This is a genomic window from Rhizobium sp. BK376, from assembly GCF_004341625.1.
Taxonomy (GTDB): domain Bacteria; phylum Pseudomonadota; class Alphaproteobacteria; order Rhizobiales; family Rhizobiaceae; genus Rhizobium.
In genome coordinates, this window is record NZ_SLZG01000010.1 from 174,476 (window position 1) to 201,081 (window position 26,606).

The window sequence follows — 26,606 nt, forward strand, 5'->3', positions numbered from 1 at the left end:
TTCCTCAGACTTCGCGGGCGACGACCGCTCCGCGCCTTTCGGCAATGATTGCCCCGTCGCGGACGATCTCTTCTCCTCGCAGGAAGACGCGGGTGAGCCTTGCCGGAATGCTCCAGCCATCGAACGGGGTGTAGGCCGCTCGCGATGCTTGCTCGGCGTTGGTGATGAGGCTCGTCTGGCGCCGATCGACAACAAGGATATCGGCATCGTAACCGGTCGCGATTACCCCCTTCGATCTGCCGAGACCGAAGCGCTCGGCCGGATTGCGGGCACACATGCGAACGAGATCGGAGAGATCGATCAACCCTGCCTCGACCAGCCTCAACATCGTCGGGAGCAGCGTTTGCAGGCCCGGCATGCCGCCAGGAATATCGGCGAATGCCGCATAGGTCGCCGCCTTCTCGGCCGGGCTGTGCGGCGCATGATCGGTGGCGACGATGTCGATCAGCCCTTCAGAGAGGGCGGCCCGCAGCGCCTCGACATCTTTGGCGTCGCGCAGGGGCGGCGATCCCTTCAGGTTTGCGCCGAGCGTTTCATAATCGGCTGCCGTGAAGAACAGGTTCTGCGGCGTCGTTTCGACGGTCGCGTCGGCCATGTCGCGCAGACGCCGCCATGCGGAAACGCCAAGGGCGGAGTTGACTTGGCGGACATGAATCCGGGCGCCGGTCTCTGCTGCGGCCAGCACGGCGCGCGCAACGCCGCCGGCCTCGGCCAGCGGCGAGCGGCTGACGAGGAATGCGGCGATATCGCCGGCGCGGTCGCGCTGACCGCTGCCATCAAGAATGGATTGATCGCCCGGAGAGATGCCGATCAGCGTGTCGCGTCCGGCAAGGCGCTTCAGCATCCCGGCTACGGCATCCATCGTATCGAAACGAAATGCTGCAGGCACGTCGGCAGTAAAGAGTTCCAGCGAAACCGGGTGGAGCGCAAGCAATCCTTCGAGAAGGCTCAGATCCTGGCTGAGAACCACCTGGAAGCCGACATCGACATGGATGCGTTCCTTCGCCATCGCCATCTTCTCGGCGAGTTGCTCCGATGTCGCGGTCCATGGATCGTCGGTCGGCATGTCGAGCACCGATGTCACGCCGCCGAGTGCCGCTGCCCGTGTCCCGCTGTCGAAATCCTCCTTCTGGGTCAAACCCGGTTCGCGCAGGTGGACATGGGCATCGACGAGACCGGGCAGCAAATGGCAGCCCGTCGCGTCAACGACTGTCCGGGCCTCAGCCAAGTCACCGGGCGAGAGGATCGCTGCGACCCGCCCGTCGGTGATGCCGACGTCGGCTCGTTTCTCACCGTCGGCGTTGACGACGGTGCCGCCCGATATGATCGTGTCGAACATGTCGCTCTCCTGTCGCGCGCCGTCAGCAAAGCCCCGGCAGGCGCGGCTCTTCATGCGTCACGACTTCGACCAGAGCCGCCTGCCCCTGGCCCACTTTTTCCAGAGCGCGAAGCAGCGCCGGACGCAGATCGGCGGGAGCGGTCACGCATTCGCCATAGCCGCCGAGCGCCTCGGCGATCGGCGCATAGCCTCCCGACATCCGGTTGGCGCCGTATTTCTTCGTGGCGATCGGCATGCTCGCGGCATATCCGCCAAGCACGTTGTTGCGCATCACGACGGTCAGGATCGGCAGGTTGCAGCGGATTGCGGTCTCGAAATCGATGCCGACCATGCCGAAGGCCGCCTCGCCCATCAGATTGACGACGGTCGCCTCCGGCCGTGCCAGCTTGGCGCCGAGCGCAAAACCGAGGCCGCTGCCGAGCTGGGTCGTCTTGCCCCAGCCGACATAGCTGCCCGGCACGGTCGCCTCGTAGAAAGGGCTGAACTGGTCGCGCGGATTGCCGGCATCGTGGGTCACGATGGTCCTGGCCGGATCGACGGCGCGCATGATTTCCCAGACGACACGATAGGGCGAGATCGGCTCGCTGTTAGCAGTCAGGAACGGCATCCAGCGTTCCATGAAGGCGGCGCGGATGCCACGGATCTCTTCGGCAATATCGCCGCGATCGGGGATGGCCAATCGCTCGCTTTTGACATGGGCGATCATCTGCCTCAAAGCGGAGCGGGCATCGCTGACGACACCCTGCGCGATCGGATAATCCTTGCCGAGATCACCCTCGTCGATCGTGACCTGCAGCAACACCTTGTCCTTGGCGATCGGCAGGATGTAGTGAGAACGGGTAAGGCTGGTGCCGAGCGCCAGCACGACATCGGCCTTATCCATGAAGTGATCGACCGTTGCCGGACGCGCGCGCCCCGCCGTGCCGAGCGCCAGCGAATGGTTCTCCGGAAAGCCGCTCTTGCCGTTCGGCGTCGTCATGACGGGAATGCGCAGCAGTTCCGCGAACTCTACCAATTCCTTCGACGCCGAGGCGGCAAGCACGCCCTGGCCCGCGAAGACCACCGGATTCTTTGCGGCAAGCAGGGTTGCGATCAGCTCGGCAATCTCCCCCGCATCGGCCTGCGGCACGCTGCGGCGGGGCTTTTGATAGATGTCGTGGGAAGGATCGAGCTTTTCGGCCAATAGATCGACGGGCAGTTCGAGAAGCACGGGGGCCGGCCGACCATTGCGAAGACGGGTGATTGCCGAATGCATCAGCTTCGGCAAATGCTCGACGCGGGTCACCGCCTCGCACCATTTCGTAATGTGGCGAAAATTGCGGCTCGCCTCGAAATTCGGCGCCACCGCTTCCGAGCCGCGCGGATAACCCGTCGGCAGGAAAAGGATCGGCGCGCGATCGTTGAAAGCCTGGGCGATACCGCCGAAAGCGCTCTCCGCGCCGGGACCATATTGCACGGTGACCACGGCGAGTTCTCGCCCGGCCGTGGTGCGGGCATAGCCCTCGGCAATATTGACTGCCACACGCGGTGTCCGGGTTATGACAGGCGGAATGTCGAGATGGGCCGACGCATCGAACAGTTCGCTGTTCGGGAAGCCGATGATCTGCTTGACGCCTTCCTGTTTCAGGATCGAGGCGACGACCTCAGCACCGTTCATGTCTTTCCTCCAACCGCTCACTGGTTCGCTGGGCTCCGCCAGCGGCACTGCTTCGGTTCCATCACGCATGACGGCCAAATGTTTCATGATTTTCTAGCCAGTAGCGGGCAATATCCTCGCGGCGCATGAAGGCAGCTCCCGGCGTCTTCTGGACATGCTCGATGACGTCGCGCAGGCCGGAGGCCCGGTTCGGCTGGCCCATCCAGCGGGCATGAACGCCGATTGTCAGCATCCGGCCGCCGGTCTCGTCTGCCTCGCCGAGCAGGTAGTCGATGGCCGAGCGGCAATCCTCAGTGAAATCGCGTGGATTGCTGTAGCCCGGCGCGATCAGATAGCGGCTGTCGTTCAGCGTCTTGGAATAGGGCACGACGAGCATGCGCGTGCCGTCATGATCCATGAAATAGGGAAGATCGTCGTTGCAGGGATCGGAGTAATAGAGGAACCCGCCCTCCTTCGCGATCAGGTCGCGCGTATTGACGCTCGGGAAGGAACGGCAATTCCAGCCCATCGGGCGGCGGCCGGTCAGCTTCTTGTAGAGCGCGATCGCCTCATGCAGCTCCCGCTCCTCATCTTCGCGTGCGACAGTCGAATATTCGCTCCAGCGCAGGCCGTGGCCGAGCAGGTCATGGCCACGGGCATTCATCCATTCGGTGACGGCGGGGTTCTTTTCCAATGCCACGGCGCAGGCAGACACCGTGATCGGGATGTTGTAGCGATCAAAGAGGCGCGCCAGACGCCAGACACCGGCGCGGCTGCCATATTCGAAATGGGTTTCCGTGCCGAGATCGCGGACCGAAGGGCTATTGGGGATGTTGTATTCGCCCCAATTGTCGTTTCGGCCATCTTCCAGCCAGGAATATTCCGAGCCTTCCTCATAGTTGAGAACAAGATTGATCGCGACCTTGACGTCCCCAGGCCAGCTCATGAAAGGCGGCTTTGGGCCGTAGCCGATGAAGTCGCGCGGCTGGCGTTCCGTATTTTCTATTTTGATGGTCTCGGACATTATTTCCCCTCCTTCGCCGCGGCAGCTTCGTTGGTGACAATCCAGTCCATGTAGTCGTGGAAGGCGTCTCTACCGGAGCGCGGGCGCCAGTCGGTGTCGCGCTCGATACGGGCGAGATCGTATTCTCCCCACATGCCGTCTTTGAGCGTCGCGTCCTGGATGACGTTGGCGGTTTCGTGCGGGCTGACTTCGACCTTCAGATCAGGCACGCGCTCCCTGGCCCATTCGACGATATCGCCGGTCGTCGATGTGCGGCCGCTGCCGATATTGTAGTGGCGATAGCGAAGGCGCGGTGCCGAGATCAGCGCGATGACGGCCTTTGCAACATCGCCCGAATGCACGTAATCGCCGACCGATTCCAGGCTGTTGGGCCGGATCACATCGCCTGAAAGCGCCATATGGGCGACGCGGTTCGGGACATGGCGGAAGTTGCGGCTCTCGGTCGCCCGGTCCATCGGACCGTAGACCGATGCGAGACGCACGCTCAGAGCCGAAATGCCGAAGAGATCGGCGTAGCGGTTGACCACCATTTCAGAGGCGAATTTCGAAATGCCGTAGAGCGTCAGCGGTGCGACATAGCCGTCTTCCGGCAAAGGTTCGCCCGTCCAGTCCGGGCCATGGTGGCGATAGACGGAACCCGAGCTGACATAGAGGAAGCGCTTGACGGAGGGCTTGTTGCGCGCCCATTCGAGCATCCGCACCGTGCCCATCAGATTGACATCGACGATCCGCGCCGGGTCCTCAGCCTCGGGCTGGCGCTTCGCCTCGGCGGCGCTGCCGCGCGAAATCGGCGTGATGGTCGCGCCGTGAACAATCGCGGTGATACCGTGCGCATCGAGCGCATTCGACCATTGCGAGGGATCGCAGATATCGCCCGTAATGACCGTCAGGCGATCCCGAACCGGAGCGAAATATTGCTCGGCCATGGCGTCGAGGCCGGAGCGATCGAGAATGACGGCACGGGCAGCAGGATCGCGGTCGAGCCATTCCCGCACCACCACACTCATGACGAAGCCAGTACCGCCGGTGACAAGAAGGGTCATTTCAAAATCCATTCCAATTGATTACGGGAAAGATGATCAGCGCACTGCATAGCCACCATCCACGAGAAGATCGGTGCCGGTCACGAAGGAGGCATCGGGCGAGAGGAGGAAGGCGGTCGCCGCCGCGATTTCCTCTGGTTGCGCGATCCGATCAAGCAGATGGGCCGGGCCAAGCGCCTTGCCCGCGGCCTCCAGATCGGGCCAGCGCTGCAAAAGCCGCGGCGTGGCGACGGCTCCGGGTGACAGGCTATTGACGCGAATGCCCTCGGCTGCGTGGTCGATCGCCATCGCCTTGGCGAGATGAACGAGACCGGCCTTGGCGGCGCAATAGGCGACAGCCTTGCCCGTCGCAACATGCGCAAACTGGGAGGCAATCAGAACGACCGAACCACCTCCGCCAGCCGCCATCAACGGAATGGCGAACTTGCTCGCCAGAAACGCGCCGGTGAGGCTGACATCGATTTCGAGACGCCATTGCTCTTCACTGAGATCGACGACCGTGCCGTCAAGCGAAGGTGCGGCCGCATTGTGCACCAACCCGTCCAACCGCCCGAAACGGCCGCGGACCGTATCAATCGCCCGCTCCATCGAGCGCTGATCCCTTACGTCGCAGCGAACGGCGACAGCGCAGGGGCCGAGGCCTTCGGCAAGGTTGAAAATCGCATCCTCCGACTGGTCGGCACAGACGACGCTGCCGCCTTCGGCAAGGCACCGACGTGCAATCGCCGCACCGATGCCGCTTGCGGCACCCGTGATCATGACCACCTTGCCGGCAAGCCGCTGGCTCATGGGATTTTCTGCCGCGGTCATGACGCGAGGATCCGTGACAAGCCCTGCTGCGGCGGGAATGGCCGCTGCCGGGGAACGAACCGGCCGCGGCCTGGAACCGACAGCACCTCGCCATCATTCCACACCAATTCGCCGCGCGAGATTGTCATGACCGGCCAGCCGCGAACGGTCTGCCCTTCATACGGCGTATGATCGGTCGCGTGATGCAGCATGTCGTTATTGATGGTGACGACACGATCCGGATCCCAGATGGCGATATCGGCATCCGATCCCACCGAAATCAGCCCCTTGCGCGGATAAAGGCCGAAGAGCCGCGCGGGGGCTGCAGACGTCAGATCGACAAATTTCTGCAGCGACATGCGGCCGCCGTTGACACCAGCTGAAAACAATAGCGCCAGCCGCGTCTCGATGCCGGGAATACCGTTTGGAATGCGATTGAAGGGTGTATCCGGGCCGCCGGCGATCTTGTCGGCATAGTTCCACGGCGAATGGTCGGATGAGAAGACCTCGAGCGTGCCGTCGAGAATACCACGCCAGATATCCGGTTGGTTCGATTTGTCGCGCGGCGGCGGCGTGCAGACGCATTTCGAGCCGGAGAGATCGTGGGTGTCGATGTCCTCGGCCGATAGGAACAGATATTGCGGGCAGGTCTCGGCATAGATCGGCAATCCCCGCGCCTTGGCGCGGCGGATTTCTTCGACGGCACCGCCGGCAGCGACATGGCTGACGAGGATCGGCGTCTCGATCAGTTCCGACAGGCTGATGGCGCGGAAGGTCGCCTCGCGGTCGCCGATCTCGGAATGGGCCTTTTCGTGATAGCGCAACTGCGTCTTGCGGGCAGCGATGAACTTTTCGGTGAGCCAGCGGATGCAGGCGTCGTTCTCGGCATGCACCATCACCATTGCGCCATGGGACCGGGCGAGATCGAGGACGTTCAACACCTCGTAATCGTCGAGCTTCAGTCCGTCATAGGTGAGGTAGATCTTCATCGAAGTGCAGCCCTCGGCAATCAGCGCCGGGATCTCGTCGCGAAGCACTTCCGGCGACGGGTCGCCGACGATCAAGTGAATGCCATAGTCGATATGCGCCTTTGGCCGCGCCCGCTCATGATAATCTTCGACGATATCGCGCAGCGACTGGCCGCGCATCTGCATCGCAAAGGGGATGACGGTCGTCGTGCCGCCGCAGAGCGCCGATAGGGTGCCGGTATTGAAGTCGTCGGCGGTCGCCTTTCCCTCCCAGGGCTGCTGGTCCATGTGGCAATGGCTGTCGACACCGCCGGGCAGGACCAGGCGCCCCTCGGCTGATATCTCCTGGCGTCCCTCGGGCAGGTCGGCAGCCAGCGCGACAATCACACCGTTACAAACGCCAATATCGATGTCGCGGGTCTCCTCCGGAAGCACGACGCGGCCTCCGCGAATAACGAGATCGAAGCGGGAATCCCTGATCATTCATTGGCTCCGGAAACGAGGCAGTCTGGCGAAACGTGCAAGTCCGAATGGACCGCCTTGCGGCGAAGATTGAAGCAGGCGCCGACGGCAACAAGCGCCGCGCCGCTGCCAAGCATGATGAAGAGTGCATAGGGCGCCACATGCTCCATGAGACCGGCGGCAACGCCCGGCGTCATGACATTGCCGATCGAATAGAGCAGCAGAAGACCGCCGGAAGCGGAAACCATATGGCGACTGTCGATCTGCGAATTGGCGAAGGCGATGCCGACGGGATAGATCGTCAATGCCGTTGCGCCATAGAGGAAGAAAAGCACGAAGAGCAGCGGTACGAGTTCGGTTCCGAGCACGATGATTGAGACGCACAACATCGCTGCCAGAATGCCTTGAACCAGCAGCATCCAGCGGCGGTCCATCCGATCGGAGAGCCAGCCGACCGGTGTCTGCGCCAGCATGCCGCCCAGGCTGAATGCCGTCACCAGCCCGACCGTCGTTGCAGCCGGAAGGTCGATCTTCGCGCCGTAGAGCGGCGTCAAGGCGAAGACGTTCATATTGGTCATGCCAGCCTGGAAGACCGCGATGATGGTGACGGGCGCAAGGATCGCGAGCTTCCACAGGCCATAGCGTTGATCGGCGGATGTGACGTCGGCCTGCAGCGGGCGAATATTACGCATGGGCAGAGACGGCCAGGGACGGCCGACGAACCGGCAATAGAGCACACCGATCGTCACCGTCATCGCCGCGATCAGGAAGAGATAGGGGGAATGCGGGCCTGCCGCCTCGACCATGAGCTGGCCGAAGAGCACGGCGAGCGACGTCATCATCATATAAAGCGAGAAATAGGAGCCGCGATTACGCTCGTCCGCATAGAGATTGATCCAGCTTTCCGAGACGACGAATATCACCGCCATGGCAAAGCCGTTCAGAAGTCGCAGCACGAGCCAGACCGACGCTGCCGATGTCGCCATGTAGCCGAATCCTGCGAAAGCCGCCAGGAAACCGACGGCCAGGAAGGTGCCACGATGGCCGAAACGCGAGACCAGGAAACGCGCGGCGAGGCAGCCTGCGAGAAAGCCGACCGGAAAACCGGTCAGGAGCAGCTGCACCGCGCCGGGATCGACATCCGGCTCGCTGAGGCGCAGCGATACCGATGTGGTCAACAGGCTGTTGCCCGTGCCGATCACGCAAATGGCGACCATGACGGGGACAAGCGCGCGAAATCGCGTTGCCCGCTTCCAGAAACTCGCACCCATGGATGCTTCGCCGCTCATCGCTATTCCCTTGTTGCCGCTGCGGCATAGACCGGCAGTTCGGCGCGCAGTTTTTCTTCCTCGATATGGCAGGCGATCTCGTGTGTGTCCGACATCTGCCGGATCGGCGGGGCAACGCTATCGCAGATCGCGCCGACCTTTCGGTGGCAGCGCGTCGCGAAGCGACAGCCCGCAGGCACATTGACCGGGCTCGGCGTTTCGCCGGTCAGCCGAATCCGTTCGCGCGGTTCCTCGTCGGGGTTCGGGCTGCGGATCGCCGAAATCAGCGCTTCGGTATAAGGGTGAGTTCCGCCGCCGAAGACCTCCTCGACCGTGCCCTTCTCCATCACCTTGCCGAGATACATGACGACGACCTTGTCGGCGACGTGCCGGACGAGCGCCAGGTCATGGCTGATGAACAGCATCGTCGTATGCTTCTCTCGCTGGATGTCGAGAAGCAGGGTAACGACCGCTGCCTGAACCGAGACGTCGAGCGCCGAGACCGGTTCGTCGGCAACGATCAGCGACGGATCAGCGGCAAAGGCGCGGGCAATGGCGATGCGCTGCTTCTGTCCGCCGGAGAGCTGGCTCGGCTTGCGATCGGCAACCGTGGGCGACAGGCGCACCATTTCCAGAAGCTCCCGGACCCGCTGCTCGATCGCGGCCTTGCCCTTGCGGACCCCGAACTTCTTGATCGAGCGACGGATCGAGAAGGCGGCAGAGTGGGACGGGTTGAGCGTACTGTCCGGATTCTGGAAGATCATCTGGATGGATTGCAGCAGATGCCGCGGACGCTCGCGTGCCTGAAGCTCGGCGATGTTCTCGCCGGCCATGCGGATCGATCCTGAAGTCGCACTGTCCAGACCGGTGACGATGCGCGCCAGCGTCGACTTTCCGCAGCCGGATTCGCCGACCAGCGCGACGATCTCGGCCTTGCGGGCGCTAAAGGACACCGCCTCGTTGGCTTTGACCGCCTTCTGAGCGCTGATCCGGTAAAGCTTCGTTACGTCGGATAGGGTGATCGCTTCTTCCTGCTGGGCCGTGCTGGATAGCGTCGGCGGCAGAATTGTGCGGGGCCGGTCCATCTCCTGCCAGCGGGCACAACGGACGAGATGATCGGCTCCGGCCGACGTCAGGTCGAGATCAGGTCGGTCGCAGAGACCGGCGGTGAAGCCTGAGCAGCGCGGCCCGAAGAAGCAGCCTTCCGGCCGCTCCTGCGGCAACGGAATATGGCCGGGAATGGCGGCGAGCGAGCGGCTGCGCTTGTCGCTGCCGATATCGGGAATGCAGTCGATCAGCCCCTGCGTATAGGGGTGGCGGGGCTTGCGGAACAGGTCGGCGGTCGTCCCCTCCTCGACCATTTCGCCGGAATACATGATGCCGACACGGTCGCAGGTCTCGGCAATCAGGCCGAGATTATGGGAAATGAACAGCAGGCTGGTCGAATAACGCTTCCTGAGCTCGCCGATCAGGTCGATGACGGCGGCTTCGACCGTGACATCGAGCCCGGTCGTCGGCTCGTCGAGCAGTAGCAGCGACGGCCGCGCCAGCAGCGCCATGGCAATGACGACGCGCTGCTGCTGACCGCCGGAGAGCTGGTGCGGATAGCGCTTCAGCATATCGCCGGCATCGGGCAGGCGGACGTCATCCAGCATCGCGGCGGCCATTTCCATGGCCTCCTTCTTCGTCGACCCCAGATGCAGCAGCGGCACCTCCGCGAGCTGCGACCCGATCGTCTTGACCGGATTGAGCGCGCTCATCGGATCCTGGTAGACCATGGCGATGCGACGGCCCCTGATGGCCCGCAATTCCCTGGCACTGGCGCCGACAAGCTCCTTGCCGTCGAAGCGGATGCTGCCATTGGCAATCACACCCGTATTGCCGAGATAGCCCATGATCGCCATGGCGGTCGTGCTCTTGCCGCACCCAGATTCCCCAACGAGACCATAGCTTTCCCCCGGCCGGACGCTGAAGGAGAGGCTCGGGACCGCGACAACGGTATCGGTCTTTCCGCGAAACTCGATCCTCAGGTCCCTGATATCGAGGAGGGGTTCGAGATCGGACATCGGTGCGCCGGACATCGTAACTCCTTGCAGGTTGGATACGGTCAGGTTCATGGCTTCCAGGCCTCGCGCATGCCGTCGGCAAGCAGATTGAAGCCAAGGACGAGGCTGACAAGCGCTGCGGACGGTATCAGGGACATTAGCGGCCAGACGTTGAGCACGGTCACGCTTTCCTTGACCATGCCGCCCCAATCCGGGTTCGGTGGCGGCAGGCCAAGACCGAGGAAGCCGAGGATGCCGATGGTGATGATGGTGTAGCCGATGCGCAGGCAGGCATCGACGATCAGCATGCTGCGGCAGTTCGGCAGGAGCTCGACGAGCATGATGTAGATCGTGCTCTCGGCCCTCAGCTTGGCGGCCGCGATATATTCCTGCTCCTTCAACCCGAGGACCAAGCCGCGGGTGATGCGGCCGATGCCCGGCGCCGAGGCGATCGTCGTCGCGATGACGATGTTCAGAACCGAGGGGCCGATATTGGCGATCAGGATCACGTAGATCACGAGGACCGGGAAGGCGAGGATGATGTCGGAGAAGCGGCTGATCAGCGTGTCGATCCAGCCGCCATAGTAACCCGCCACCATGCCCATGGTGATGCCGACGATCATTGCGACCGCGACCGAGAGCGGGGCGACAGACAGAACCGTGCGTGCACCGAAGATCAACCGGGCGAGCACATCGCGGCCGAGAATATCCGTACCCAGCCAGTGCGCAGCCGACGGGAACGGATTGCCCATCGCCATCACGTCGGAATCGGTCGGCGAAGGCAGCGGTAGGATGGGTGCAAGCAGCGCCGCAGCGACCCAGAAGGCCACCAGGAATAGCCCGACGACGGCCGTCTTCGAATGGAAGATGCGCATCCAGTTCGGCCGGGCGGCACGCTTTGCCGGTACGACCTTGACGCCAGCGATATTGTCTTGAAGCGCCATGGTTCACCTCACCCGGATGCGTGGATCGAGCAGCATGTAGCCGAGATCGCCCAGCAGCTGCGTTACGACAGCGACGGCAACAGTGATCAGCGTCGCGGCCTCAAGGGTCGCGATGTCGCCGAAGAGGCTCGCATCGAGGATCAGCCGACCGAAGCCCGGATAGGCAAAGACCAGTTCGGTTACTACGACGCCGCTGATCAGGAAGTTGATCTGCAGCAGCAGCACCGTAAAGGGGGCGATCATCGCATTACGAAGCGCATGACCCAGAACAACGCGGCGCGTATTCATGCCTTTCAGGACTGCGGTGCGAATATAGGGCCGCTCCATCACGCCGATCATCGAGACGCGGATCATGCGGGCGACATAGCCGAAATCGTAGATGACAAGGACCGCGACCGGCAGCACGAACTGTGACGGGACCGGCCATCCGCCGTCGCTGTTCAGCGGGCTGGTGCCGGGCAGGATCGGCCAGAGAATGACGAAGAGGGTCACCAGGAAGACGCCGGAGGCGAATTCCGGAATGGAGGTGAAGGTAATGCAGATGACCGAGAGCGTGCGGTCGAGCACGCCGCCCTCCTTCAGCCCAGACAGGATGCCGAAGATGATCGACAACGGCACGATCAGGAGAAAGGCGAGGCCTGCCAGGATCGCGGTATTGCCGAGCCTGTTCCAGATCACGTCGTTGACCGGCAGCTTGTTGAGCGTCGAATAGCCGAAATTGCCGAAGTATTGCGCGCCGCGCGGATCCTTGAAGTTCAGGCCCGTGCTCGGGTCCTGCAACGGATCGGGGATGGCGCCGACGAGAACGCCGAGCCAGCGGCCGTAGCGCACGATGAGCGGATCGTTGGCCTTCAGCTTCTCAGTCAGGATATCGACCTGCTGCTGTGTCGCGAAGGGGCCGAGCGACTTGCGCGCCACGCTTCCGGGCGTGAACTCGCACACCGCAAAGACCAGGAATGATGCGCACAGCATGGTGAGCAGCATCATGATCAGCCGTTTTACAAGAAATTTCGACATTGGAACATCAGTCCGAGTTACGCGCGATCAGCGGATATTCGCCCGGCAATACCGGGCGAATACGGCACCGTTCGTTAAGCGGAGATCGCGTATTGATGCGCGAAGATATACTGCGAAGGATGGAGCTCGAAGCCCTTGACCTTCTTGTCCATCACGGTCGAGAAGACGCGCCAGAAGGGCTGAACGATCGGCCCGTCATCCTGCATGATCGCCTCGATCTTTGCCATGACCTTGCTGCGTTCCTTTGGGTCAAGGATGCCCTCTGCCTGGGTCAGCAGCTGATCGAATTCCGGATTGGCATAGTGGGATTCGTTCCAGGCGGCATTCGAGCGATAGGCAAGCGACAGCGTCATGATGGCGAGCGGCCGGTGGCCCCAGGCCGTCAGGCTGAACGGCGCCGATGTCCACACTTCCCAATATTGGGCGCTCGGCAGCGACTTGATGTTGATCTTGACGCCGATGTCCTTGAACTGTTCGGCTAGGACCTGCGCCGTGTTGAGTTCCCAGATCGGGTCCGGACGCGTCACCATGTCGAATTCGAAGCCGTTCGGATAACCGGCATCGGCAAGCAGCTTCTTGGCCTTCTCGATATCGCGCGGATACTTCGGCAGAGCCGCGTATTCGGGATGCGACGGCGCGACATGGTGATCCTCCGCCGGCGTGCCCGCGCCGAGGAGTGAGGTCTGGATCACCTTGTCGCGGTCGATCGCATAACGCATGGCCTGACGAACGCGCTTGTCCTTGAACTGCTCGACGTCAGGATGCATGCGGGCGACGACGGTCTGGGTCGTTTCGACCTTGTAGACAGCCACATGAGGGAAGTTCTTCATGGCATTGATCTGCACCGCGTCTGCTTCCGAGAGGCCATCGACCTGCTTGGATGCCATCGCCGCAATGCCGGCGCCCGGATTGTCGCCAAGATCGACATATTCGAACGTGGCGAGATAGGGACCCGTGCCCCAGTAGTCGGTACGCGCCTTGTACTTTGCGCCCTTGCCGACCGTGTATTCAGTCATTTCGAACGGGCCCGTGCCATTGGCATCAGGGCCGAAGGCTCCGTTGTCGGCGGGGTCGAGAATGAACATCGGATAGTGGTAGAGATGTTCCGGCACGGCAATCTGCGGTGCGTAGCAGTTCAGGCGAACCGTATAGTCGTCGACCTTTTCGATCGCGTTGTCGGCCCAGAGCTTGCTCGATTTTTTCGGATTGCCCTTTTCGTCCTTCTCGCCGGCGTCATATTCCTTGACGAGATAGCCGGTAAAGAGACCCAGCACCGACGAGCCGACCTTCGGATCGCTGACGCGCTTCAGGTTCCAGACGACGTCGTCTGCATTGAGCTCACGGCCGCCCTTGCGCCACTTGACGCCCTTGCGAACATGCAGCGTCCAGGTCTTCAGATCGTCGCTGACGTCCCATTTTTCGAGGAGATAGGGATGGGTGATGTTGTTACGGTCGGTGAACGTCAGGTATTCGCAGACCTGGCGGATGACGTTCGACTTTTCGGCGAAGTCGGCGAGGTGCGGGTCCTTGATTTCCATGCAGCGCATGCCGATGCGCAGATTGCCGCCCTTCGGCATGTCATCGGCCTTGACCGCGCTGGAAGGGTCGACCATTCCGGCGACGGAATAGGCCGCTGCGGCCGAAAGGCCGAGAAGCGTTGACTTGCGCAGGAAGTCCCTGCGGCTGATGCTCCCGTCAGTCAGCTCTTTGACGAGAGTCGGGATATAAGGATGCTGGTTCTTTTCCAAGATCGTGGTCTCCGAGTTCGAGCAGGCAGTTCCCATTTATTGTGTGGATGCGATGCAGGCATTGTGCTCTGCAGCATCTATTATCGCGCGGATCTGATGTCCGTTTTCGCCGTCAGAAACAAATCTAGGGCCAATATCGGTAGGACAGAATGCACTCATCCGACATGATATATGCGTAAGGCGACATGGCGCTATATTGCATCCGCAAGCAGCTTTTGCAGTGCGGAATGACAGCTCATGCTTGCATCCTGAGGGTTCAGGAACGGCGTGTCGCCGCCGGGCTCTCGCGAAAATGCTGCCGATAAAAGCGGCTGAAATGCGACGGCGATTCATAGCCGCAAACGCTGGCAATTTCGCCGACGCTGAGATCGGTATGGAGCAGAAGCTCCTTCGCCCTTGCCATGCGCAAATCGATGTAGAACCGCGATGGGCTCTTGTTCAGGTTCGTCCGAAAGAGGCGCTCCAGCTGGCGGGACGAGACATTGATGCTTTCGGCCAATTCCGAAATCTCGATCGGATCAGAAAGGCTGCTTTCCATTCGCCGGATGACGAAGCCGAGCTTGGCATTTCTGATGCCAAAGCGATCTTCCGGCACCATGCGCTGCGCATCATCCTGTCGGCGCATGCGCGGATGATTGAACTGGTCGGAAATTTTCGCCGCAAGGTCCCGCCCCTCGATGGCGGCAATCAGATAGAGCATCATGTCGAGCGTGACCGTGCCGCCGGAAGACGTGATGATGCGCCCGTCAACGGCAAAGATATCGTCCGTCGCCAGGCAGTTCGGGAATTCGCTGCGAAAGGTCGGTAGCGACTCCCAATGGATGGCGCAGCGCCGCCCTTCGAGCAACCCGGCCTTGGCAAGATAGAAAACGGCCGTGCTCACGGCGCCGAGAACGCAACCCTCGGAATAAATGCGCCTGAGCCATGAGAACAGGGCAGGATCGTAACTCTCGGTGTAGTTCACACCCGCACAGACGAAAAGGATGTCACATTTCGGCGCCTGCGCCATGGCGAAATCAACAGGAAAAGCCAGGCCGCTGCTGGAGCGCGCGTCTTTCCCATCCATCGAAATCAGCACCCATTCGAATGCCTTCCGCTTGATCAGCCGGTTTCCCTGGCGCAGCGAATCGAGCGCCGCGGAAAAAGTCATCAGGGGATAGTCGGGCGCGAGGAAAAAGCCGATGCGAACGGGCTGCCCGCTATGTTTCAACTGATCGAGAGAGAAGGATTGGCGCGTCATCGACGAAGATATAACACAGGTGCCGAGAGAGGTGATTAAGTCTGCGCCAGAAATCAGGAGCGCTATACGGATTTCCTGGGGCGGCCACCCTTGGCGCCGTTTGCGCGACTTGCCGCGACTTTGGCGGGCGAGCGTGACTGGCCGCCTCGACGCTGAGCTTCCATGAATGCCCTTGTTCCGAATATTCCGTTCATAAGCCCTGATACCGTATAGTCGGCATCAAGACTTTCCCAATGCAGACCCGTCTCGCCCAGAAGCTCGACTTCGGCCAGTTGCTCTGTCGTCGCTTCTTCCAGACCCTGGAGCGAGCGAGCCGGAAACATGAAGGCGGCGCCGTTCGTGAATTCCACGATAACGCGCTCAGACAAGGCATCGAAACGAACGAATGCCGGGATCGGCCTCTCTGCGCGCTCCATCTCCCAGCGCTGCTTTGCCTGAGAGAGTTCTGCATCACTGATCTCAATCATTAGATTTTCTCCAGGTATCGAGAAACAACTGTTGGTGTTCTTCTATGACCGCGATCGCTCGGCGGACATCGTTGTCGGACATATGCGTGGTGACCGTCAGGTTGACGATCTCAATCGCGCTTCTCCTGCGCCAACGACATGTGCGTGCGGCAGCTCATGATCGGCAGTATAGATGACGAAGCGCATTCCATGCTGGCGTGGAAGCGTGACCATATTCAAAATAACCCAAGATGTTAGGTTTTACAAGTGACGGATCGTGGTATCATTTGATCGCAATAAAATGGCCGTACCGACGAGAGCGCAGTGGCTGAACATCGGTATCCTTTTCCGGCTTCCCCGCTCGGGCCTGTTCATGCGATACGGCAGGTAATCAAAATCAAGGGAATGATCATGAGCCCAATGCCTCGGATGACGCATCTGCGCGCCCAAGACTATCGTCGCATGCCCTGGAAGAACGGCGGTGGTGAGACTGTCGAGATCATCGTCTCGCCCGAGGGGGCGGGTCTTGCCGATTTCGACTGGCGCATCAGCATGGCGACCGTCGCCACCGATGGTCCTTTCTCCATCTTTCCCGACACCGACCGCACGCTTTCGATCCTCGAGGGGGCAGGCATGGCGCTCAGCATCGAAGGACACGACCCCATCCTGCTGACGCGGGACAGCGTGCCCCTGCCCTTCCCTGCGGATGCAGTGACATCGGCGACCCTAGCCGACGGACCGATCACTGATCTCAATGTGATGACCCGGCGCGGCAAGATATCGCATCAGGTCGAGCGGCTTGCAGTCGAAACCACCGGCGAGATTCGTCTTGAAGCGGAAACGGCCCTTATTCTGGTCGATCGAGGCGAGATCGAGATCACAGTCGGCGCCGACCGCAGCCGCCTTGCAGCACGCGACTGCCTCGTCGTTCAGGGGGCCACAGAAGAGGCCGTCGCCCTCTCCGGCCAGGGCACGATCTACATCATCCGCCTCCATAAAATTTAAGGGTCTCATGGCCCTTGTTTTGTCTAGACAAAAGAAAATCGGCACGTAGTATGCCCGCATAACAGGCACGATCGTGCGATGCCTGAAAATGAGCAGAGGGGTTTTCAGACTATGAAGAAGGCATTGATTTTAGCTGCAGCCGTCGCCATGAGCCTCGGCGCCACCGTCGCTGCCAAGGCAGCCGACACCAAGGTCGCTATCGGCATTTCCGGCTGGACGGGTTTTGCGCCGCTGACGCTCGCCAAGGAAGCCGGCATTTTCAAGAAGCACGGCCTCGACGTGACCATCGCCAAGGTTCCGCAGGCTAGCCGCCATCTGGCGCTGGCATCCGATTCCATCCAGTGCGCCGCAACCACGGTCGAAACCTGGATCGTCTGGAACGCCGCAGGTGTGGCCTCGACGCAGATTTTCCAGCTCGACATGTCGCATGGCGCTGACGGCATCGTCGGCAAGCCTGACATCAAGACGGTTGCCGATCTCAAGGGCAAGAATGTCGCAGCCTCTGCACCGGGCACCTCGCCCTATTTCCTGCTCTCTTGGATCCTCACGCATAACGGCATGACCATGAAGGACGTCAACATCGTCAACATGGAGCCGGGTCCGGCAGCCCAGGCCTTCCTCGCCGGCCAGAACGACGCGGCCGTCACCTACGAGCCTTATCTGTCGAACGTTCGCGCCGCCCCGGACAAGGGCAAGATCATCGCCACGACCCTCGACTACCCCGTCGTCATGGATACGTTCGGCTGCACGCCGGCCTTCCTGAAGGCCAATCCGAAGGCTGCCAAGGCGCTTGCCGACAGCTATTTCGAAGCCCTCGAGCTCATCAAGAAGGACAAGGACAAGTCCTTCGAGATCATGGGCAAGGACGTGAAGCAATCAGGCAAGGAATTCGGCGAATCGGCTGAATACCTGGAATGGCAGGACAAGGCAGCCAACAAGAAGTTCTTCGACACCACGTTCAAGACCTTCAACGAACAGGCCGCCGATCTCCTGCTGTCGACCGGCGTGATCAAGGCGAAGCCGGATCTTTCGACGCTGGCTGACACCTCCTTCATCCAGTAATCATCGACGCAACCGGGAAGCGCTCCGCCATCGCTGGGCGCTTCCGTCTTTGAAGAGTTACGATGCATCCTCTCGAACCTATCAGCCCCCGCAGCCGGATCTTCTTCGGCCTGCTGTTCTTCGTGCTGTTCTTCGCCGGCTGGGCTTATCTGACGCTTGGCGGATTTGTTTCCAAGACCTTCCTGGCCGATCCGCTGACCATGGTCGCAAACGGCTATGACCTTCTGGTCAACCAGGGCTTCCTCTTCGACATCGGCATGACCGTCTGGCGCGTTGTCGGCGGCTTCGTCATCGCTGCTGCGATCGGAGTGCCGCTCGGCATCGCCATGGGCGCCTATAAGCCGATCGAGGCGCTGCTCGAGCCCTTCGTTTCCTTTGCCCGCTATCTTCCCGCCTCCGCCTTCGTGCCGCTTCTCATCCTCTGGGCCGGCATCGGCGAGACGCAGAAGCTGCTGGTCATCGTCATCGGCGCCGTCTTCCAGATCGTGCTCATGGTCGCCGTTTCCGTTTCCGGCACGCGCCGCGATCTCGTTGAAGCCGCCTATACGCTCGGGGCAGGCGATTCGGGTGTTGTTCGCCGCGTCCTCATTCCGGCCAGTGCGCCTGATATCGGCGAAACGCTGCGGCTCGTTCTCGGCTGGGCCTGGACCTATGTCATCGTCGCCGAGCTGATCGGCGCTTCGTCCGGCATCGGATACATGATCATCAACAGCCAGGCGCTGCTTGCGACCGGCCAGATCATCTTCGGCATCATCGTCATCGGCCTGATCGGCCTCATATCGGATTTCGCCTTCAAATGGCTCAACCGCTCCCTTTTCGCCTGGAGGCTGGCATGAGCGGCACTCCCGTGAAGAATACACAACCGGTGGAGCTTGTCGTCAAGGGCGTCAGTCGCACCTTTCCGGGCGTGCGCGGCGGCCAGCCGACCCTGGCCTTGCAGCCGACGGACCTCGAGATTCCGCGCAACGATTTCGTCACCATCCTCGGCCCGTCGGGCTGCGGCAAGTCCACGCTGCTGCGCATCATCGCCGGCCTCGACAAGCCGACGGTCGGCACCGTCACGCTCGAGGGCAAGCCGATCACAGGGCCGGGTGCCGACCGCGGCATGGTCTTCCAATCCTATACGCTGTTTCCCTGGCTGACGGTGCGCGACAACGTCGCCTTTGGCCTGCGCGAAAAGGGCGTTGCGGAGAAGGAGAAGAAGGAGATCGTCGACAGCTATATCGACAAGGTCGGCCTGCGTGGCTTCGAGAACTATTGGCCGAAGCAGCTTTCCGGCGGCATGCAGCAGAGGACCGCGATTGCCCGCGCCCTTGCCAACAACCCGAAGATCCTGCTGCTCGACGAGCCCTTCGGAGCGCTCGACAACCAGACCCGCGGCCTGATGCAGGAGCTGCTGCTCGGCATTTGGGAACGCGAGCAGAAGACCGTCATTTTCGTCACGCACGATATCGAGGAAGCCGTCTTCATGGCATCGCGCGTCGTCACGATGACGGCCCGGCCAGGCCGCATCAAGTCGATCACGCCGGTCGATCTGCCGCACCCACGCCACTACACAGTCAAGGCAAGCCCGGAATTTTCGGCGCTGCGCCTGAAGCTGACAGAAGAAATCCGCAGCGAGGCGATCGCCGCCGCAGAGCACGGCTAGGGGGCCGATATTCTCAAGCGCGGGAAAGACATGGGAGGGGAGATGCGCAAGGAGCCGGACATGCCGCTGCACCAGCGCATTCTGTCCGACGTCGAGGGGCGCATCCTCTCCGGCGAATGGCCGCCGGGCCATCGCATCCCGTTCGAGCACGAGCTGACGACGCTCTACGGCTGCTCGCGCATGACCGTCAACAAGGCGCTGACCGACCTCGTCCGGCGCGGTCTGATCGAGCGTCGCCGCAAGGCCGGCACCTATGTCAGCCACCCGCATGTCCAATCGGCGGTGCTGGAAATCCATGATCTGCGCCGCGAAGTGCAAGCACTCGGGCTCTCCTACGCCTATTCGATCGACAGCTTGAAGAAGCGCCGCACCAAGGCGGCGGATCGCGAGCGGCTGGATCTTCCAACATCTGCCACCGTCCTCGACATCAACTGCCGGCATTTCGCCGATGGCCATCCCTTCTGCGTCGAGGAGCGGTTGATCAGCCTTGCCGCCGTACCAGAAGCGGCCAATGAGGATTTCAAAACCCTGCCACCCGGTTCCTGGCTGCTCGGAAAGGTTCCGTGGAGTGCCGCCGAACATCGCATCCGCGCGCTTGCCGCCAGCCAGTCGATTGCCGAAGCGCTGTCGATCGCACCCGGCACCGCCTGCCTCGTCGTTGAGAGACGCACCTGGAGCGGCGACACCCACATCACCCACGTCCGCCTCACCTATCCCGGCGACCGCCACGAGCTGGTGGCGCAATTTGCGCCAACTTGATCGGAAACTGGCGTCTGTTCATCTTCGGGTTGACCGGCGTGCCGGCTCTGCTTTTGGCGAAAGCGACCTTCGTCGCGGCGGTTTTCGAAAACAGACTACCTGATGGCGTTGCCCATCGATCTCGCGGCCTGGATTGTGACCAGCCTGCTACTCATCCGCCTGGCAGAAAAGCGCTTTCGGCGCCGGGAGTCCCCACCCATACTTCGGGTGTGCGTAGGGCCGACTGAAGATTGAATTTTGAACGGCGCAAATTAAATTAATCTGTTGTTGCCTCGGCGATGAAAGGAGGAAGTCGCCATGAACACAGTCCCATTTTACCGCTCTGACGTACCCCTCGATTCAAACGATCTCGCGACATGCCAGAAGATCGTTGATGCACTCGCTGCCGAAGCGAAAATTGAGCGTGACAGCGAGGAATGGAGACGCATCAGTGTCATCGCGATTCAGCTGGTGCAGCAAGGCGTCCATGAACACGAGGATCTGCTTGCTATGGTCCGGGCGGCACGAGGCCTCCGTTGAGAAGTCAAGGCCCGAAGCCCAGCCATTGAAGCTTTCGCGGGGCGCATATTTACGACAGCGACCTCGATCTTGGCGAGGCTAGACCGCTGCCCGCGGGGGAAGCTTTACCGATTGGCAGCGATCACCCCACTCTGATAACGGGGCATGCCTAGGACCGCCGAACTTCCAAATCGCTCGAATGTTTCCATCCCAGGAAAAAACAATTTCTGGAACTGCGAAAGTTGCCGTTGGTTGCATTGCCATACCTTGCACAAGGAGAAGCACATGCTTACGAAAATTCTCGCAGTTTCCGCCCTTTCCCTTGCCCTTGCTACTTCGGCCATGGCTCAAAGTTCAGGCAACAGCGGCTCCGGCTCTGGTTCGAACTCCGGATCGTCCAGCAGCTCTGGCACGGGCTCCGGTTCCGGTTCTGATAACGGCACCAACAACGGAAGCAACGGCACAGGTTCCACCAACGGCTCGGGCTCTACCAACGGCGGCAGCAATTCCAACAAGGGCAGCGGCAGTGGCAACAGCACCGCCGGCAGCAACGACAATAGCAAGGCGAGCGACTGCAACGGTCAAGCCACCGGCAAAAACACCAATGGGACGTCGCAGGATCAGACAGCAAACCCGGCGGCGACTACGAATTGCCCGTGACTCAGACAAGAGGCAGCGGGGATTCCGCTGCCTCTTCCCCAGGTGCTCGATGCCCCACTCCGATCTTCCCGCGCCCTATACCGATGTGATCGATGCAGCACGCACGTCCAATGTCAGGCACTGCGCAAACGTTCACGGCCTGACGCTGAGGGTGGCGCTCGATCTCATCCGAGCCACCTCTAGGCACGCCGCAGACGAGGCGGCCCTAACGCTTAAATCCCACTTCACCCAATCGATACCGAGCGATCGATACCGAGCGATCCGAAATGATGCGGAAGACACGTCAATCACAAATGCTTCATCCATCGTAAATCGCAAAGCGAATCGGCGAGCGGCGGTGTATCTAGGATTTGCCGTCATGCTGATGGCTCCCAGCAAGCCCGTCTGTGCTTACCCCTGGCCAGGCGGGCTTTTCTTCGTATTGAGTTCCGACAAAACATGGTCCGAGCCCTCCTCGACATAATCCTGATGATCGCGATCGCTATCGTCTGGGTCCTCGGTCTCGCGTGGGCCACTATCGAAATCGTCAAAGCCCTCGGCTGGATCGGCTGAGGCCGGTCGACCACTCGATCAAACTTCGGCCCGTGTCAGACTGAATAATTTCCGGCACATGCGCGATCGGACGCATTGCGATTGGTACCCGGTTGCCGCTTCTCTATTTCCGATTATTGCTTCTTAATCCACGCGCTCTATGTCGGGGTGACGTAAGAGAAATTGGAAATTATCGTGTTTGAGGAGCATCTCCATCCGGCGGACCTTCCTTTGTTCTCAAAGGATCTGGAGCTATGCGAGCAAATCTTTGATATCGTTTGTTCCGAGGGGGGCTTTACGCCACGGAGCTGCGAGTCAGACCTAGTAGCTTGCCATCTCATTTACGCCTACAAGCAAGGCATTCGTGACACGGCACAACTCCTGATCACGGCCAGGATGGGCGTGATCTTTGATCGCGACCGCTTTCAGACTAGCAATTTGCACTGAACTCCAAAGATCGAGTTTACACAGATGAACTGCCCACCTCCTCGCAAGGCTATCCCTTGTCCTGTCTCTGTTGGTCAACACGTCTTGTGGCTGCGCCAGTAAATCGAAGATCTTTCGGATGCGACGTTCAAAAGCCTACCGCAAAGTCAAGTTCGACGAAGCCGAAACCGCTTCCCTCAAATGCGAGATCGAAGGGCGAGAGGATGTTTTCGCGCGTTACCGATTGCTCGGGCTCCTGCCCGGATTCGTTCCCTAGTACATCGTCGGCTCAAAGAGCTTTGTTGGAACCTGAAAGCCGGTCGTTCGTTTTTCGGCCGTTGATACTCCTGTATCTTCCCCTTAAACTGCCCCGCTTCGGCGGGGCTTTTTTTTCGGGAACAATTCCTTCTTCTGCGCGTTTTTGAGGTCGCTCACATCCCAATGTGAGACCGGGCCACGCAAAATCGCCCCCAAGTCCGAAATTGCCTGGCTCACCTCTCCTCGCCGGTTTGGGACAGTACGGCAAGGACGCAGGACGGCCGTTGCCAGTTAAGACCTCCTGGCAACGGCTTTTTCGTATGCCGATTACGAGCCGGACAGTTTCGAAGAAATCGAGCCTGAAGAGCTAGCGCCGTCGAATTCAATGCAGCGTCAGAACTACAAAGACAAAAGAGCCGGCGGCAAAACATGCGGCGAGGGTCGTGACCAGATCCATTTCATCCTCCTGATAGTTGCACTTTAACCCGTTGGAGGCCGGATTGGTTCTGTCGTCGAGATTGCAAAAGCGCTCGCCTGGATCGGATAGGACCTGCGGCCCGAATGGCACCTAAGATTGCAACAGATAACCATAAAAAACTCGAATCCGTCGGGAACTTTCCGGCCGCAGGGGACATGATTCTCCGCTTACATTCCCATGTGAGCGGTGCCAGGCGCCCTTGTTTCCACCGGCGTTAACCGCGAGTGCCCGGCTCACCGTGCCCAGGACGCTAACCATCACCGATGAAGGTCCCATAACCCGAACGGGCGATATCCGGTCAGGCACGCCAAACCCGTTTCTGTTCTATCGAGAGGGATCAAGAGTAGGGCTGCTGCTTCGGGCAAGATGCTTTGTGGCAGCGGCCTTTTTCCGCGGCAATAGCCAAGATTAATCCACATCGCCGAGAAACCCTATATAGTCCGCCAGCAAAGGGCGCGAGGGTTTGGTGATGTTAAGGCGATTTATCGATCCGTCAGACCTGCTGCTTTTTTCGGAAGATCTCGATCGATGCCAAAAGGTGTTCGATATTGTTCGGGCGGAGCTGGGCGTGGAGCGCGGCAGTGCTCAGGAAGAGATGATCGCCGCTCACATAATTCATTCTTATAAGCGGGGCGTGCGGGACGAGCAGCAGTTGCTCATACTAGCGCGTACCGCGGCAATAAACTGAACCCTAACCAAGGGCGGGTTGATACTGACAATTATTATTGCGAGATCAGCTTTCGAAGTGTCCGAAGCGACTCTAGCAGACATCTGACTTCGTGGGAGACAATCGCATCGTCCGAGATCAGGAGATCCTCTATCGCCAAGGCATCCAACTTTTTGCCCAAGGCATCGGACAACCGTGCTTCATGGACAGCGATTTGTTCAGAGATGTATCGAAACCAGCTCTCCTCCATATGGCATATTCACACCATTGCACTGGAGCCGCATTGACGAACATCAAGTGCGATCTTGGTTAGCGCGGGGTGGGATAAAGCGACCAACAGCACTTGACCAACTATCTCTCGCGCGGATGACTTGCGATCAGCCAGTCATCCACTCTCGAAAGGAACATATGAGTTATATTCCAATCTCCATCTTCTTCGCCGGGCTTATCGTTTGGAATACTGTAGACAGGATTATCTATTCGAGGAAGAGACGCGAATGGGTGGAAGTGAAAGCGATTGTCCGATCAGTCGTTTCGAAACCCGTGGGCGAATTTCCGGAATTAGGTAGCAACTGCCACCAAAGAGGGAATTACCTGAAGCAAGGATCGGTACTAGGTTCTTCGAGGTCGAAATCGTCGTCCATCTCAACGCGTGGCGGACGTTCGCGGCCGTGACGGATTGCGAAAATTGAAATCTCGTCGCCCAGAACCTCGTAATCAACGAGATATGGTCCCATGACAAAGCGTAAAACTCCAGGAACGGGAATTTCGTCGTTGAACTTTCCCATCTCCGGAAAGCGGCTGAGTCCTTGCCTAAGCCGCTTGATGTCATCAGCAAATTGTTGAGCTGCTCTGGTACTTCCCGATTTAAGATATTTCGCTTCGCGCCGTACGTATTCAAGCAGCCGCTCCCTTGACGATCGCATCGACTTCGTCAATTACGTCGTCAAGATCATGCCCCAGCCCGTTTTCAATATCCCGCCTTGCCTGAGCGAGTTCGATAATCTCGCGTCCCTCTGCGGCTAAATATGATTTCAGAGCACGGACGAAGACCCAGCTTCGGCTGCGATCGCATATTTCAGCGATCCCTTCGATTTCAGATAGCACATCCAGCGGCAGCCGCATGGTGATCGGATCGGACAGCTCACGTTCTGACATCGTTTTTGCCTCCATTTGTAATACAGCGAAGATAGCTCATCGGCCGACTAACGTCAAATTCAACGACCGATCGACTCTTCGTCGCGGCCCTGGTATGGTCCGCCGCAGATTCAGGTCCATAGACATACGACAACGCTGATTTTTCACTTCGCCGTCTCCGGCGATGTCCTGTCGTATCGTGTAATCTTCAAGGGACTGAACATGCCGACCAACCTGCCGTCCGTCATTCCGCCGCAGAACTCCATTTCCTCTGAACTGGAGGCACTTCGGAGGGTAGAAATATTGGGGCAACCAGCACTTCCTGCTATCGCCCTACTGCCGAACCTTCTCGCTTAAGAGCCTCCGCACCTTCGACGAGGAGCGGTCCTACAAGGCCTTCTGCTTCATCCGCTGGCCGGATACCGAAGGGAGGCCGACATGCGTCCATTGCTCTCATGCGAACTGCTGGGAGATCCGGCGCCGCCGTTTCAAGTGCCAGGCCTGTCGTCGTGAGTTCTCGGTCACGACCGGAACGGTCTTCGCCTTCCGGAAGATGAGCTTCCAGGACATCCTGGCGGGACTGTGGTTCTCCATGAACAGCGTGAAGGGCAAGAGCGCTCTCCAGCTCTCCCGCGAGCTCGGCTGCCAGTACAAGACGGCATGGGTGTTCCTCATGAAAATGCGCGAGGCGATCTCGACGAGGCTCTTCCGGATGATGCTCGAAGGCGAGATCCATATCGACGGAAAGTACGCAGGCGGGCACATCAAGCCGGAGAACCGGAAGGAGGATCGTGTCGATCGGCGCCGCGCCGAGAACCAGAACTTCAAACGGCTGACGATCCTGACGCTCCGGGAGAAGACGTCGTTCGGCCGCGGCCGCGAGCAGACCCTGACACGCGTCATCCGGAGCGAGGACTCCAACGAAGCGTGGGAGATGGTCAAGAAACACGTCCGCAAGGGTTCACGACTTCATGCTGATGAGCACTTCAGCTACGATGATCTGGAGGGCCTGCAGGAGCTTCACCGCGTCAATCACAGTCAGGAATACCAGACCAAGGGCGGGGTCAACACCAACCACGTCGAGAGCTTCTTCAGTCGCATACAGCGAGCCTACGTCGGCATCCATCACCGCTTCTCGGTGCGATACTTCGACTGGTACGCGGCCGAGATCGCCTGGCGTGAGGACAACCGTCGCGTCGACAACGGCCTTCAGCTCTGGGGCATGCTCTACAAGGCGCTGTCGAGACCGACGTCGAGGAATTTGTGCGACTACTGGCAGGGGAACCATCCGCCTGATCTCGTATGGGAAGATGGTGTTAGTCCCGAGAGGGCCTAGTTACGGTCGGTGGCGCCCACAAGACGAAGGCCGAAGCCGAGGCTTTCATGAACGAAAGCCCTGATTGCGGATATTTGTGTCAGTACCGGAGCAATACTCCCCAATAGTGCCGTTTGAATCTTCCCCAGGTGCTGCGGCCGCTGGTCTTCCGGGGCGCGCCCCGGAAGACCAG

The 26,606-nt window shown here is 60.2% G+C and carries 24 protein-coding genes; 9 read left to right on the forward strand and 15 right to left on the reverse strand.

Annotation, left to right across the window (positions count from 1 at the left end):
• Positions 1 to 4: 4 nt before the first annotated feature.
• The 13 genes from EV561_RS22440 to EV561_RS22500 all read right to left on the reverse strand — a co-directional run bounded on the left by EV561_RS22440 (position 5) and on the right by EV561_RS22500 (position 15,990).
• Positions 5 to 1,339, reverse strand: a complete 1,335-nt coding sequence (locus EV561_RS22440) for a dihydroorotase family protein (RefSeq protein ID WP_132524571.1) — start codon at positions 1,337 to 1,339, stop codon at positions 5 to 7.
• A 22-nt stretch (positions 1,340 to 1,361) separates the two neighbouring features.
• A complete protein-coding gene (locus tag EV561_RS22445) occupies positions 1,362 to 3,083 on the reverse strand; it encodes a thiamine pyrophosphate-requiring protein (protein ID WP_348633748.1) in 1,722 nt (573 codons plus the stop codon).
• Positions 3,058 to 3,999 (reverse strand): allantoinase PuuE, encoded by a 942-nt coding sequence (locus EV561_RS22450; protein WP_132524573.1) that lies wholly within the window; start codon positions 3,997 to 3,999, stop codon positions 3,058 to 3,060. Before EV561_RS22450 ends, EV561_RS22445 begins: the two co-directional genes overlap by 26 nt.
• Positions 3,999 to 5,042 carry an NAD(P)-dependent oxidoreductase gene (locus tag EV561_RS22455; protein WP_132524575.1) on the reverse strand — a complete coding sequence of 348 codons (1,044 nt, stop codon included), beginning with the start codon at positions 5,040 to 5,042 and terminating at the stop codon, positions 3,999 to 4,001. Before EV561_RS22455 ends, EV561_RS22450 begins: the two co-directional genes overlap by 1 nt.
• Before the next feature lie 36 nt (positions 5,043 to 5,078).
• The gene (locus EV561_RS22460; protein WP_132524577.1) at positions 5,079 to 5,852 is read right to left on the reverse strand and encodes an SDR family oxidoreductase; all 774 of its coding nucleotides are present in this window, start codon (positions 5,850 to 5,852) and stop codon (positions 5,079 to 5,081) included.
• Positions 5,849 to 7,282 carry a dihydropyrimidinase gene (gene hydA / locus EV561_RS22465; protein ID WP_132524579.1) on the reverse strand — a complete coding sequence of 478 codons (1,434 nt, stop codon included), beginning with the start codon at positions 7,280 to 7,282 and terminating at the stop codon, positions 5,849 to 5,851. Before hydA ends, EV561_RS22460 begins: the two co-directional genes overlap by 4 nt.
• Entirely contained in the window at positions 7,279 to 8,550 is a 1,272-nt protein-coding gene (locus EV561_RS22470; protein ID WP_132524581.1) for an MFS transporter, read from the reverse strand. Before EV561_RS22470 ends, hydA begins: the two co-directional genes overlap by 4 nt.
• Before the next feature lie 2 nt (positions 8,551 to 8,552).
• The gene (locus EV561_RS22475) at positions 8,553 to 10,646 is read right to left on the reverse strand and encodes an ABC transporter ATP-binding protein (protein WP_132524583.1); all 2,094 of its coding nucleotides are present in this window, start codon (positions 10,644 to 10,646) and stop codon (positions 8,553 to 8,555) included.
• Positions 10,643 to 11,518, reverse strand: coding sequence for an ABC transporter permease (locus tag EV561_RS22480; RefSeq protein ID WP_132524585.1), 876 nt, complete (start codon positions 11,516 to 11,518; stop codon positions 10,643 to 10,645). Before EV561_RS22480 ends, EV561_RS22475 begins: the two co-directional genes overlap by 4 nt.
• 3 nt (positions 11,519 to 11,521) lie before the next feature.
• Complete coding sequence (locus tag EV561_RS22485) at positions 11,522 to 12,535, reverse strand: ABC transporter permease (protein ID WP_132524587.1); 1,014 nt, start codon at positions 12,533 to 12,535, stop codon at positions 11,522 to 11,524.
• Between the two features lie 74 nt (positions 12,536 to 12,609).
• Positions 12,610 to 14,283, reverse strand: a complete 1,674-nt coding sequence (locus EV561_RS22490) for an ABC transporter substrate-binding protein (RefSeq protein WP_132524589.1) — start codon at positions 14,281 to 14,283, stop codon at positions 12,610 to 12,612.
• Positions 14,284 to 14,539: 256 nt separating this feature from the next.
• Complete coding sequence (locus EV561_RS22495) at positions 14,540 to 15,523, reverse strand: GlxA family transcriptional regulator (protein WP_132524591.1); 984 nt, start codon at positions 15,521 to 15,523, stop codon at positions 14,540 to 14,542.
• A gap of 62 nt (positions 15,524 to 15,585) precedes the next feature.
• Complete coding sequence (locus EV561_RS22500; protein ID WP_132524593.1) at positions 15,586 to 15,990, reverse strand: DUF2442 domain-containing protein; 405 nt, start codon at positions 15,988 to 15,990, stop codon at positions 15,586 to 15,588.
• Between the two features lie 399 nt (positions 15,991 to 16,389).
• Between EV561_RS22500 and EV561_RS22510 the strand changes: the two genes are divergently transcribed.
• The 8 genes from EV561_RS22510 (at position 16,390) to EV561_RS22545 (ending at position 23,982) form a co-directional block, all read left to right on the forward strand.
• Positions 16,390 to 16,974, forward strand: a complete 585-nt coding sequence (locus EV561_RS22510; RefSeq protein ID WP_245512837.1) for a HutD family protein — start codon at positions 16,390 to 16,392, stop codon at positions 16,972 to 16,974.
• Positions 16,975 to 17,085: 111 nt separating this feature from the next.
• Positions 17,086 to 18,036: an ABC transporter substrate-binding protein gene (locus tag EV561_RS22515; RefSeq protein ID WP_132524595.1), complete on the forward strand. Its 951-nt coding sequence runs from the start codon at positions 17,086 to 17,088 to the stop codon at positions 18,034 to 18,036.
• Positions 18,037 to 18,098: 62 nt separating this feature from the next.
• Positions 18,099 to 18,872 carry an ABC transporter permease gene (locus tag EV561_RS22520; protein ID WP_132524597.1) on the forward strand — a complete coding sequence of 258 codons (774 nt, stop codon included), beginning with the start codon at positions 18,099 to 18,101 and terminating at the stop codon, positions 18,870 to 18,872.
• Entirely contained in the window at positions 18,869 to 19,684 is an 816-nt protein-coding gene (locus tag EV561_RS22525; RefSeq protein WP_132524599.1) for an ABC transporter ATP-binding protein, read from the forward strand. Before EV561_RS22520 ends, EV561_RS22525 begins: the two co-directional genes overlap by 4 nt.
• 42 nt (positions 19,685 to 19,726) lie before the next feature.
• Positions 19,727 to 20,443, forward strand: coding sequence for a histidine utilization repressor (gene hutC, locus EV561_RS22530; protein WP_132524601.1), 717 nt, complete (start codon positions 19,727 to 19,729; stop codon positions 20,441 to 20,443).
• Between the two features lie 297 nt (positions 20,444 to 20,740).
• Positions 20,741 to 20,962, forward strand: a complete 222-nt coding sequence (locus EV561_RS22535) for a hypothetical protein (protein ID WP_132524603.1) — start codon at positions 20,741 to 20,743, stop codon at positions 20,960 to 20,962.
• Positions 20,963 to 21,226: 264 nt separating this feature from the next.
• Positions 21,227 to 21,601 (forward strand): oxidoreductase, encoded by a 375-nt coding sequence (locus tag EV561_RS22540; RefSeq protein WP_132524605.1) that lies wholly within the window; start codon positions 21,227 to 21,229, stop codon positions 21,599 to 21,601.
• 2,162 nt (positions 21,602 to 23,763) lie between these two features.
• On the forward strand, positions 23,764 to 23,982 hold the full coding sequence (locus EV561_RS22545; protein ID WP_132524607.1) for a hypothetical protein: 219 nt from the start codon (positions 23,764 to 23,766) through the stop codon (positions 23,980 to 23,982).
• Between the two features lie 569 nt (positions 23,983 to 24,551).
• Here the strand turns inward: EV561_RS22545 and EV561_RS22550 are convergent.
• Positions 24,552 to 24,887, reverse strand: coding sequence for a type II toxin-antitoxin system RelE/ParE family toxin (locus EV561_RS22550; protein WP_132524635.1), 336 nt, complete (start codon positions 24,885 to 24,887; stop codon positions 24,552 to 24,554).
• Complete coding sequence (locus tag EV561_RS22555; RefSeq protein ID WP_132524609.1) at positions 24,859 to 25,119, reverse strand: CopG family transcriptional regulator; 261 nt, start codon at positions 25,117 to 25,119, stop codon at positions 24,859 to 24,861. Before EV561_RS22555 ends, EV561_RS22550 begins: the two co-directional genes overlap by 29 nt.
• A 532-nt stretch (positions 25,120 to 25,651) precedes the next feature.
• Between EV561_RS22555 and EV561_RS22565 the strand changes: the two genes are divergently transcribed.
• Entirely contained in the window at positions 25,652 to 26,434 is a 783-nt protein-coding gene (locus tag EV561_RS22565) for an IS1595 family transposase (protein WP_132524611.1), read from the forward strand.
• Positions 26,435 to 26,606 lie beyond the last annotated feature (172 nt).